This is a genomic window from Pseudomonas sp. S31, assembly GCF_016648105.1.
Lineage (GTDB): Bacteria > Pseudomonadota > Gammaproteobacteria > Pseudomonadales > Pseudomonadaceae > Aquipseudomonas.
The window spans coordinates 1-10,297 of record NZ_JACVVE010000075.1 but is presented as its reverse complement, the minus strand read 5'-3'; the positions used below and the strand labels follow the sequence as shown (position 1 = coordinate 10,297).

Below are 10,297 nucleotides of genomic sequence, written 5' to 3'. Positions count from 1 at the left end.
GCGCTGATCAAGGGGTTGGAGCACATGGCCAATTTCTCGATTCGCGGCGACAAGCAATGAAGTTGTAAGACTCACCGGCCTCTTCGCGGGTGAACCCGCTCCTACAGGGGGGCACGAACCCCTGTAGGAGCGGGTTTACCCGCGAAGAGGCCTGCACCATTCTCAACCGCCCTCAATGATTCACGATCCGTGAATCAACCCTATCCAGTTACCACCTTTATTCGCTACCGGGACTCGCTAAGCTGGCCTCACCACTGCCCTGCAGTGCTCGTGATGCCTGCGGGCTGGACCAATAACAACATCGGGTACCGATAGCGATGACTGCGCCCAAAACCCTGTACCAGAAACACATCGACGCCCACACCGTCTGCGAGCTGGACGACCAAGGGCATGTGCTGCTCTACATCGACCGCCAGGTCGCCAACGAATACACCAGCCCCCAGGCCTTCAGCGGCCTGCGCGAGGCCGGGCGCACGGTGTGGCGCCCGGCGGCGACCTTGTGCGTGGTCGACCACGTCAACCCCACCGCCGTCGAACGGGTCGCCGCCATGCCCGATGCCGGTGGCGCGCTGCAGGTCGACTACTTCACTCGCAACTGCCGCGATTTCGGCATCGAGCTGTTCGACGTGCTGGACAAACGCCAGGGCATCGAACACGTGGTCGCCCCCGAACAGGGCTTCATCCTCCCCGGCATGGTGGTCGCCGCCGGCGATAGCCACACCACCACCTACGGCGCCCTGGGCGCCTTCGGCTTCGGCATCGGCACCTCGGAAATCGAACACCTGCTGGCCACCCAGACCCTGGTGTACAAGCGCCTCAAGAGCATGCGCGTCACCGTCGACGGTGCGCCCGGGCCGGGCCTGGTGTCCAAGGACATCATCATGGAGCTGATCCGCCAGATCGGCGCGGCGGGCGCCACCGGCTACGCCATCGAGTTCAGCGGCCCGGCCATCACCGCGCTCAGCGTCGAGGCACGCATGACCATCTGCAACATGGCGGTCGAGGCCGGGGCGCGAGGTGCGTTCATGGCACCGGACGCCAAGGTGTTCGCCTACCTGGCCGACAAGCCGCGCGCGCCCAAGGGTGCCCTCTGGGACGCCGCGCTGGCGCAGTGGCAAACCCTGTACACCGACCCAGGGGCGAGCTTCGATCGCGAGGTGCACATGCATGTGCAACAGCTGCAACCGATGGTCACCTGGGGCACCAGCCCCGACCAGGCCGCCGCGATCACCGACTGCGTGCCCGACCCGATGGGCCAGCCCGACCTGATTCTGCGCCGCGACCTGGAGCGCGCCCTGCGCTACATGGACCTGCAGCCCGGCACCGCGCTCAGCGGCATCCGTATCAGCCATGCATTCATCGGCTCGTGCACCAATGCGCGCATCGAAGACCTGCGCGACGCTGCGCGCGTGGTCAAGGGGCGCAAGGTGGCCGAAGGCGTGCGCGCCATGATCGTGCCTGGCTCCACACAGGTACGCGACCACGCCGAAGCCGAGGGCCTGGCGGGTATCTTCAAGGCCGCAGGTTTCGAGTGGCGCCAGTCGGGCTGCTCGATGTGCCTGGCCATGAACGACGACGTGCTCAACCCCGGCGATCGTTGCGCTTCCAGCACCAACCGCAACTTCGAGGGGCGCCAGGGCCAGGGCGCCCGCACTCACCTGATGAGCCCGGCGATGGTCGCCGCAGCGGCGGTGACCGGACACCTGGTCGATGTTCGTACCCTGGAAATGGAGGCTTGAGATGCAACCGTTCAATTTCGTGGAGGGCGTGGCCGCGCCCATCCTGGCTGCCAACGTGGACACCGACGTGATCATGCCCAAGCAGTTTCTCAAGGGCATCGACCGCAGTGGCCTCGACCGGGGCGCGTTCTTCGACCTGCGTTTCCTCGAAGACGGCAATGCCAACCCGGACTTCGTCCTCAACCAGGCGCCCTGGCAGCACAGCGCATTCCTCGTAGTGGGGCCGAACTTCGGCTGCGGATCGAGCCGCGAACATGCGGTCTGGGGCCTGAAGCAGCTGGGCATTCGCGCACTGATCGGCACCACCTTCGCCGGCATCTTCAACGACAACTGCCAACGCAACGGCGTGCTGACCATCCAGCTGCCGGCCGCAGAACTCAAGGAGCTGGGAGCGTTGGTCAGCCGACCCGAAGGGGCACATATCGCCGTCGACCTCGAAGCGCAGCAGATCCTCCTGGCCGACGGTCGCGCCCTGGCGTTCGACATCGATACCCTGCGCAAGCAGGCGCTGCTGCAAGGGCTGGATGCGATTGGCAGCACCCTGACCCGCAGCGAGCAGATCCGCAGCTTCGAAACCCGCTACCTGCAAGCCAACCCCTGGCTCGCCTGAGCCGCTGCGCGGCTTCAGTCAGCGCGCAGGCGGCTGAAGCTCGCTTCGAGAAACTCCACGCACACCCGCAGCTTGGCGGAATCCGCCAGGCGCGTGGGGTACACGGCCCAGACGTTGGCACTCTGGCTGTAGTCGTGGAGCACCTGCACCAGGCGCCCCTGCTCCAGCAACGGCTTCACGTCCCACAGCGAACGCAGCAGCAGGCCGCGGTGGTTGAGCGCCCACTGCAGGACGATCTCGCCGTTGTTCGATGACAGCCGACCGTTGACCCGCACCTCTTCCTCCCGCTCGGCCGTGCGCAGCTGCCACACGCCGAACGGGTTGTTGCGCTCCTTGAGCACCAGGCAATCATGCTCCGCCAGGTCATCCAGGGTGGTGGGCACCCCGCGTTGCTCGAGGTACTCGGGCGTTGCGCAGATCACCCTGCGGTTGGCCACCAGCTGGCGGCTGATGTGCTGCCCGGGAATGTCGTCGCCCACGCGGATCTCAAGGTCGAAACCCTCGGCGACGATATCGACCACGCGGTCGTAGACGTCAAGGCGCACTTCCAGGTCCGGGTAGGCACCAGACAGCTCGGCAATGGCTGGCGCCACGTAGTTGCGACCGAAACCGAAACTGCTGCACACGTGCAACAGGCCACGGGGCGCCTTGCGCACCTGGCTCAGGTCACCCATGAAGTCGTCCAGGTTGTCGAGGATGCGCACCGCCCACTGCTGGGCGCGCAGGCCGGCGTCGGTCAGGGCGATGCGCCGGGGGCTGCGATGCAGCAGCCGTGTGCCGAGGGTGTCTTCGAGGATCTTGATGCGCTTGCTGACGTAGGCCGGCGACTGGTCCAACTCCAGGGCCGCGCCGGAAAAGCTGCCCATGCGGATGACTGTGAGGAACACGCGCAAGTCGTCAGGCAACGGCGTTGATTCATGATTCGTGTTCATAGCATGCATGAATGCCTCGTTCCTTTACGAATCGGCGAAGGATAGCATTTTCTTCAGCCGTGAAACTGGCCCTGTCTCCCCTCCTCGCACAACAATAAACAGAGGAACTCAGCATGACCCTCGCAACCCATGCAGTCCCCACCCGGCGCCGCCTCAGCACGCTGCTGGAGTATGAAATCGGCGTGATCCCGCTGCCCTACTTTCTGGGTATCGCCCTGATCGTGTTTCTCTCCGCCCACCTCGGCTATCTGCCCAAGACCATGATCGGTGGCCTGGCGGTGATCATGACCCTGGGCATGCTGCTCGGCCAGGTCGGCCAGCGCCTGCCGTTGCTGCGCGATATCGGCGGTGGTGCGATCCTGTGCCTGCTGCTGCCGTCGGTGCTGGTGTACTACGGTTTCTTCGGCAGCACGACCATCGACGCCACCAAGATGCTGATGAAGGATGCCAACTTCCTGTACTTCGTCATCGCCAGCCTGGTGGTCGGCAGCATCCTCGGCATGAACCGGACAATCCTCGTGCAGGGCATGATCCGCATGTTCGTGCCGCTGGTGATCGGTACCCTGGCCGCGGTGCTGGCAGGCCTTGCGGTGGGTGTGTGCTTCGGCTATTCGGTACACCACACGTTCTTCTACATCATCGTGCCGATCATCGGCGGCGGCATTGGCGAAGGCATCCTGCCGCTGTCGCTGGCCTACGCGCACATCCTCGGCGGCACGCCCGAGCAGTATGTGGCGCAGCTGGTGCCTGCGGCGGTGGTAGGCAACGTGGTGGCGATCATCTGTGCCGGCACCCTGGCCCGCCTGGCGGCGCGCAAGCCGCACCTCAACGGCGATGGCCAGCTGATCCGCGCCCGCGCGCAGAACGATATCTTCCGCGAGGAGGGCGAGGACGACAGCGCCATCGACTTCCGCTACATGGGCGCGGGCGTGCTGCTGATCTGTGCGTTCTTCGTGCTGGGCGGGTTGCTGGAGAAACTGGTCCACATCCCGGGCCCGGTGATGATGATTCTGGTGGCGGTGATCTTCAAATACGTGCGGGTACTGCCCGAGCGCCTGGAAAAAGGCAGCAAGCGCTTCTACAAGCTGATCTCCACCGCCTTCATCTGGCCGGTGATGATCGGCCTGGGCATGCTGTACGTGCCGCTCGACAGCGTGGCCAGCGTGTTCTCGGTGGGCTACGTGCTGGTCTGCGCCTCGGCGGTGGTGGCGATGACCGCTGCAGGTTTTCTCATCGGCAACCTGCTGAAGATGTTCCCCATCGAGTCGGCCATCGTCACCTGCTGCCACAGCGGCCTGGGCGGTACCGGTGACGTGGCCATCCTCTCGGCCTGCAACCGCATGTCGCTGATGCCCTTCGCGCAGATCTCCACGCGTATCGGCGGGGCATCGACGGTGATTGGCGCCACCCTGCTGCTGGGGATCTTCAGCTGAGCGGCAAGCTATTCCTCATGCACAGCGCTTGAGAATGGTGCGGATCGGGCGCCGGACCCGGCGCTTGGCCACCTGCTTGGGCCTGAGCCAGCGGCAGGCCTCGATCTCGTTCAGGGGCCGAGGCTTGGCCGTGGTTTTCCGGGCTTCGAACAGGTAGTGGATGACCTTCTCTTCCCGGTACTCGGCGATGTAGCGCAGTTCGTCGAAGTCCAGGCCGGTCTCTTCGGCCATCTCCCGCCGCGCCGCCTGCAAGGGCGTTTCATTGCGCTCGACGGTACCGCCTGGCAGGTTCCACTTGGCGTTGCGCTTGCGCACGAACAGCACCTCGCCATCGCGGCGGTAGATTACCGTGGCACGCAGCTTGATACCTTTTCGTTTTGCCGTAGCAGTGTCCATTGCCTTCATGCGTAGTCCCGGGTCATGTGGTTGAACTGAGCTCGTGGAAGGTTTCTTTTCCGAGCTTATCGTTCTCATGTGTCGATTGAATGACCGTGGGACGGGCAGGATGGTTCAGCGTCCGGTCACTGCCCTCCCTCGGTAGTTTTCGCGAACTGCACGGCTGCGCTTATCGCTGCCCTGGCTTGCGGGCTGTTCTTCCAACAGGTGGAGCCCAAGGCGGCGGAGGCACGGGCGAGGATGTCGGTGACATCGGACGCGCTCAGTTCGGCCAACGATTCGATGCCCATCTGCTCGAGCCTGGTGATGACAGTCGGCCCGACACCTTTGAGAGTGAGCAATGCTGCACGTTGATCGGGAGGGAATGGCATGGGGAAATCCTTTTCCGGTGGGAGCGTCTGAATCGGCTGATCTTGGCAACGAACCCAGGCCGCATGCAAGCTGCCGGCAAGGTCCTTTTGCTGCGGTGGAACGCTATCTTGGATTGCCGGGGCCATCGCCGGCAAGCTACCGCCCCCTCACCCCTTCGCACAGCGCAAACACTTGGCTGCGGAAGTTGATGCCGAGCCGTTCGAAAGCCCGGTTACGGTAGGTCTTCACCGTGCTCTTCTTGATGCTCATGTCGACGGCGGTGGTCAATCCGCATGAGGCCCAGGCTTGCGAGCGCTCACTGGCAGCCCTCGAACCAGGCACCACGGCGTCTGATTCGCGGGTGAACCCGCTCCTACAGGCAGTCCATCGCCTGTCGGTTGCGGCATAATCTTCGGCTGCAGCCTTTCTGGAGCGTGCCTTTTGCAGCCCGTCGATCGTTCTACCCAGCCAACGCCGCGACGCTTGGACCGCATCGTTTATGCCCGATGGCGAAAATGGCGCCAGCGCGTGGCATTCTGGGTCGGCGCACTGCTGGTCGGCCTGGTCGCGCTGGCATTCGCCTGGTTGGCCGATCATGCCTTCGGCCTGTTCGCAGCCGTTGCCCAGCACTATCGCTGGGCGCCGCTGATCATCACACCGGCAGGCTTCGCCCTGCTCGCCTGGCTTAGCCATCGCTGGTTCAGCCAGGCCCGAGGCAGCGGCATCCCACAAGTCATCGCGGCACTGGAATCACCCACGCGCAGCTTTCGGCGTCAGGTACTGGCGGTGCCGGTGGCAGCTGCAAGGATGCTGCTCACGGTAGGCGCGCTGTTGGTGGGGGGCTCGGTCGGCCGCGAAGGGCCGACCGTACATCTTGGCGCTGCAGTCATCTACGCCTTTGGCACCCGGCTCGGCCTGCACGGGCGCCGCACGGTATCCGGGCTCATACTCGCCGGGGGCGCGGCAGGCATCGCAGCAGCGTTCAACACGCCATTGGCAGGCATCGTGTTCGCGATCGAAGAACTCAGTCGCACCTTCGAGCAACGTTTCAGCGGACTGGTGCTGACCGCAGTCGTCATCGGTGGGATGGTGACGCTGGGGTTGATGGGCCCCTATTCGTACTTCGGTGAGATAGGCGCCCCGCTTCCACAAGGTTGGCAGTGGGCCGCCGTGCCAGCGTTCGGCGTGCTCGGTGGCCTGCTGGGGGGCTTGTACGTGAAACTGGTATTGCCGACCGACCGAGGCTGGCTAGGCAAGCTCTGCGCCGTACGCACCCGCTGGCCGGTCCGCTTTGCCGCAGGCTGCGGCATGGCCTTGGCAGTGCTGGGCCTGCTGACGGGAAACTATGTTTTCGGGACAGGCTACGAGCAGACACGCAGCCTGCTCGAAGGCCACGCGATCACCGACCGGGTCGGTCATCGTACTCGAGCTTTCCCATAGCCCCGACCTGGCCATCCCCCTGCTTGCCTGTGGCTTGATCGCGTCTGCGGTGTCTGGCTGGATCGCCCCGGTCTCGCTTTACCACGCATTGGCGCAGAACATCACCCGGCATCTGACGGGCACTTCGCCAACACGGAAATGAGCGGTAAGCGCGGTGCTGGAGGTGGCCCGGTTTCGGGTGCGCAGCAACCCGCGAATGGGTCAGGCGATTATCTTCAAGAACATCATTGTTGCCAGCACATCCAGGGCCAGCACGGCAATCACGACGAAGACCATATAGTTGCGGTCATCCCGAGTCATTTCTGCATCCCCCAACTGATTGTTTTTCAGCGGTACAGCAATTCCCGTTCCTGCTCAGGGGTATCAGGTGGAACCAGGTCGGGTTGCAGGCAGCGGGGGCTAGCCGCTCAGGACGGGGTCGGGCAAAAAAATTGAATCCGCCAGTTGCCTGCTCGGTCAGGAATTATGAACGCAGTAAATCTGACGAGGTAACAGCAATGACTATCCAGACAGAGACACTCGCTCAATTGACCGAAGCGCTTCAGGCCCGCGGCATGACGTTGGTATCGGATGTGGCGTTCACCCGAGCGCCGTACCGGTACAACCACCGCTGGGTCTGCAGCGTCGAGTAGACACCCCTCGTTGCCGGCGGCGGGGAGTGAGCCTCCCACGCCGGCCCTGCTGGGTTAGAGGCGTCAGGTTGCCTGCCAATCAGTGTCTGGCATGATGCGCCGCATGAATTCATCGAAAAGTGGGACAGTGAATGCGGTATCCCCATGATTCGGGCTGTAGATCATACCTTTTTCGATCAAAGCACTGCGAAGAGGTGCAAGGGTCGACACTTTCCTCTCCAGCCTGGCTGCAATGTCGCCCGAACGGTGAGGCCCTGCCCCTAGATCTGCCATAGCGCGCAGGTATTTCTTTTCCGCCAGTGTCAATCGATCGAAGCGCACGCGGAAGAAACTTTCGTCAAGGGTAGCGATTGCCTGCTCGGAGGCTATCTCGACATCCACTCCGGTAATAGGGCTCTGCTCGGCCACATCCCATGCGTGTTTGCCCCATTCCTGGAGAAAATATGGATAGCCTTGGGAATGTGCCAGCACCCGCTGTAGAGCTTCCTCTTCGTAACTTACGCCTTCAGCCTCTGCCGGCTGCACCACAGCATACTTTGCAGCCTCTGGAGCAAGCGGGCCGATTTCAGGGAAGTCGAACAGTCGTTCAGCATAGGACTTGGCATTCCCGCAGCGCCCGCGTAGTTGGGGCAGGCCCGCGCCCACTAGAGTCACGGGAAGCTGGCTCTGAGCACAGCGATGCAACGCTGTGATCAACGCAGCCAATTGCTCCTCAGCTACGTACTGGAGTTCGTCGATGAACATCACCAAAGCGGTATCGGCGCGCTGCGCGGCCTTGCCAGCCTCCTCAAGCAAGCTTGCCAAGTCGCCTTCAAGATCGCCATTGTCGGCCAAGCCGGGCTCTGGTTCCAGGTCGAGTCCCACTTCAATGTCTGCGTAGGTCACCTTCATTGATTTCGCGAACCCTGCCAAGGCTCGCAGCCCTCTTTGGGCCATGTCTCGAGCCGCTTCAATCCGACTGAGGCGCAACAAAGCTAGACGCAGTTGGGGGGCCAGCAGTGCAGGCAGCGAACGGTTCTCCGGTGCTTCCATGCGTATCGCATGAACACCCTCGGCCTCGGCATCAAGACGGATGCGCTCAAGAAGTACGGTTTTACCCACGCCCCGTAATCCGACCATGAGGACGCTTTTCGCTGACCGCCCACGACGGATGCGCGCGATCGCGATCCCGACTTGCTTGCGCAAAGCGTCACGCCCAGCCAGCGCAGGAGGAGGAGCGCCTGCGCCTGGGGAATAAGGGTTGGTTATGGGATCCATGGTTCTACCAAGGTTAGCAAGATTAGCGAGGTTATGATTTTTTGATAACTTAGCTAACATTACTTGATTCGGCAAGAACTACCGGACCCTCTGGGCTAGACCCCACGCAGATTACCGCAGCGATGCTGAGGCACCGTTGGGACGATGCGCGGGAGGAAGCAGTAAAGGACGCGGCCGCCGCCGGAGACCAGGTACTGGCCAGCCGGAGCAGCCAATTTCAATTCCGCGACATTCGACCCAAGGCGGCCTCGGAAAGTGCCGATTTTGACCACGCCAGCCTACTGCTCGGCCACACGAAAGGAGACATCACCGAAAGGGTCCATCGACGCGTCGGGGCACTTGCCAGACCGACCAAATGAACAAAGTTTTAGGACGCGTCTAATACCATTGCACCGAAACCACTCCCAAGGGTGTTCCCATGGGTAGTTTTTCTGCGCCCCAAAAACGCAAAAAGCCCTGAATAATCAGGGCTTTGAATATGGCGGAAGCGTAGAGATTCGAACTCTAGGATAGTTGCCCATCGACGGTTTTCAAGACCGTTGCCTTAAACCACTCGGCCACGCTTCCAGCTGTTTTGCGGCGGCAATCATACCGTAATGAAACAAGCTGTCAAACACTCTATGTCGCCGGTTGCGGAGGCTCTGATAGACTCCATGGCATCACCCGTTTCAAAACCACAGGTTTACCCAAGGAGTCTCGCCATGCGCGAACAGGATTATGCCGTTCACCACGGCCAGCAGGTCGAGCAGCAGGAGGTCAGCAAGGTCCTGCGCAATACATACGGGCTTCTGGCGCTGACGCTGGCGTTCAGCGGTGTCATGGCCTTCGTCGCCCAACAGATGCGCGTCGGCTACCCGAACATCTTCGTCGTGCTCATCGGCTTCTACGGTTTGTTCTTCCTCACCGCCAAGCTGCGTGATTCGGCATGGGGCCTCGTGTCCACCTTCGCCCTCACCGGCTTCATGGGCTTCATCCTCGGCCCGATCCTCAACCGTTACCTGGGCATGAGCGGTGGCGCCGAGGTGGTCAGCTCGGCCTTCGCCATGACCGCCCTGGTGTTCGGTGGCCTGTCCGCCTACGTGCTGACCACCCGCAAGGACATGAGCTTCCTCAGCGGCTTCATCACCGCAGGTTTCTTCGTCCTGCTGGGTGCCGTGGTGGCCAGCTTCTTCTTCCAGATCAGCGGCCTGCAGCTGGCGATCAGCGCTGGTTTCGTGCTGTTCTCGTCGGTGTGCATCCTGTTCCAGACCAGCGCCATCATTCATGGCGGCGAGCGGAACTACATCATGGCGACCATCAGCCTGTATGTTTCCATCTACAACCTGTTCGTCAGCCTACTGCAGCTGTTCGGCATCATGGGTAGCGACGACTGATTCCAGCGAGCAGCCCGTGAATGAAAAGCCCGCTTCGGCGGGCTTTTTCGTGGGCTCGCCTTGATAGTTGCAGCGCGGACGATATCGAGCGCCGCCCGCGCGGCGCATCGCGAGCTGCGCTCGCTCCTACGCTT

9 protein-coding genes, 1 tRNA gene and 1 pseudogene are annotated in these 10,297 nt (G+C 62.5%); 6 read left to right on the top strand and 5 right to left on the bottom strand.

The features are described from left to right. Positions 1-317: 317 nt before the first annotated feature. The gene (leuC, locus tag IAE37_RS28330) at positions 318-1,739 is read left to right on the top strand and encodes a 3-isopropylmalate dehydratase large subunit (protein WP_201178754.1); all 1,422 of its coding nucleotides are present in this window, start codon (positions 318-320) and stop codon (positions 1,737-1,739) included. A 1-nt stretch (position 1,740) separates the two neighbouring features. Further along, complete coding sequence (gene leuD / locus IAE37_RS28325) at positions 1,741-2,349, top strand: 3-isopropylmalate dehydratase small subunit (RefSeq protein WP_201178753.1); 609 nt, start codon at positions 1,741-1,743, stop codon at positions 2,347-2,349. A gap of 14 nt (positions 2,350-2,363) precedes the next feature. Here leuD and IAE37_RS28320 read toward each other — a convergent pair whose 3' ends face one another. Next, positions 2,364-3,281: a LysR substrate-binding domain-containing protein gene (locus IAE37_RS28320; protein WP_201178755.1), complete on the bottom strand. Its 918-nt coding sequence runs from the start codon at positions 3,279-3,281 to the stop codon at positions 2,364-2,366. 113 nt (positions 3,282-3,394) lie between these two features. On the opposite strand from IAE37_RS28320, the gene IAE37_RS28315 reads away from it, so the two are divergent. Then, positions 3,395-4,714, top strand: a complete 1,320-nt coding sequence (locus IAE37_RS28315) for a 2-hydroxycarboxylate transporter family protein (RefSeq protein WP_201178752.1) — start codon at positions 3,395-3,397, stop codon at positions 4,712-4,714. A gap of 15 nt (positions 4,715-4,729) precedes the next feature. On the opposite strand, the gene IAE37_RS28310 is transcribed toward IAE37_RS28315, so the two are convergent. Beyond that, the gene (locus IAE37_RS28310; RefSeq protein ID WP_201178751.1) at positions 4,730-5,119 is read right to left on the bottom strand and encodes an NUDIX hydrolase; all 390 of its coding nucleotides are present in this window, start codon (positions 5,117-5,119) and stop codon (positions 4,730-4,732) included. A gap of 116 nt (positions 5,120-5,235) precedes the next feature. Next, a complete protein-coding gene (locus tag IAE37_RS28305) occupies positions 5,236-5,481 on the bottom strand; it encodes a helix-hairpin-helix domain-containing protein (RefSeq protein WP_201178750.1) in 246 nt (81 codons plus the stop codon). Positions 5,482-6,010: 529 nt separating this feature from the next. On the opposite strand from IAE37_RS28305, the pseudogene IAE37_RS28300 reads away from it, so the two are divergent. Together IAE37_RS28300 and IAE37_RS29040 are read left to right on the top strand one after the other, a co-directional pair. After that, positions 6,011-7,043: pseudogene (locus IAE37_RS28300) on the top strand (chloride channel protein). Positions 7,044-7,398: 355 nt separating this feature from the next. Beyond that, on the top strand, positions 7,399-7,533 hold the full coding sequence (locus IAE37_RS29040) for a hypothetical protein (protein WP_268933344.1): 135 nt from the start codon (positions 7,399-7,401) through the stop codon (positions 7,531-7,533). 63 nt (positions 7,534-7,596) lie between these two features. Here the strand turns inward: IAE37_RS29040 and IAE37_RS28295 are convergent, their stop codons facing one another. Together IAE37_RS28295 and IAE37_RS28290 are read right to left on the bottom strand one after the other, a co-directional pair. Then, a complete protein-coding gene (locus IAE37_RS28295) occupies positions 7,597-8,790 on the bottom strand; it encodes an ATP-binding protein (RefSeq protein WP_201178749.1) in 1,194 nt (397 codons plus the stop codon). 479 nt (positions 8,791-9,269) lie between these two features. Next, positions 9,270-9,357 (bottom strand) — tRNA-Ser (locus IAE37_RS28290). A 134-nt stretch (positions 9,358-9,491) separates the two neighbouring features. Here IAE37_RS28290 and IAE37_RS28285 point away from each other — a divergent pair. Then, positions 9,492-10,163, top strand: coding sequence for a Bax inhibitor-1/YccA family protein (locus IAE37_RS28285; protein WP_201178748.1), 672 nt, complete (start codon positions 9,492-9,494; stop codon positions 10,161-10,163). Positions 10,164-10,297 lie beyond the last annotated feature (134 nt).

Bases quoted from the DNA above. Each gene is read 5' to 3' on its own strand.
- leuC (WP_201178754.1), top strand. From the start codon at position 318: ATGACTGCGCCCAAAACCCTGTACCAGAAACACATCGACGCCCACACC.
- leuD (WP_201178753.1), top strand. From the start codon at position 1,741: ATGCAACCGTTCAATTTCGTGGAGGGCGTGGCCGCGCCCATCCTGGCT.
- IAE37_RS28320 (WP_201178755.1), bottom strand. From the start codon at position 3,281: ATGAACACGAATCATGAATCAACGCCGTTGCCTGACGACTTGCGCGTG.
- IAE37_RS28315 (WP_201178752.1), top strand. From the start codon at position 3,395: ATGACCCTCGCAACCCATGCAGTCCCCACCCGGCGCCGCCTCAGCACG.
- IAE37_RS28310 (WP_201178751.1), bottom strand. From the start codon at position 5,119: ATGAAGGCAATGGACACTGCTACGGCAAAACGAAAAGGTATCAAGCTG.
- IAE37_RS28305 (WP_201178750.1), bottom strand. From the start codon at position 5,481: ATGCCATTCCCTCCCGATCAACGTGCAGCATTGCTCACTCTCAAAGGT.
- IAE37_RS29040 (WP_268933344.1), top strand. From the start codon at position 7,399: ATGACTATCCAGACAGAGACACTCGCTCAATTGACCGAAGCGCTTCAG.
- IAE37_RS28295 (WP_201178749.1), bottom strand. From the start codon at position 8,790: ATGGATCCCATAACCAACCCTTATTCCCCAGGCGCAGGCGCTCCTCCT.
- IAE37_RS28285 (WP_201178748.1), top strand. From the start codon at position 9,492: ATGCGCGAACAGGATTATGCCGTTCACCACGGCCAGCAGGTCGAGCAG.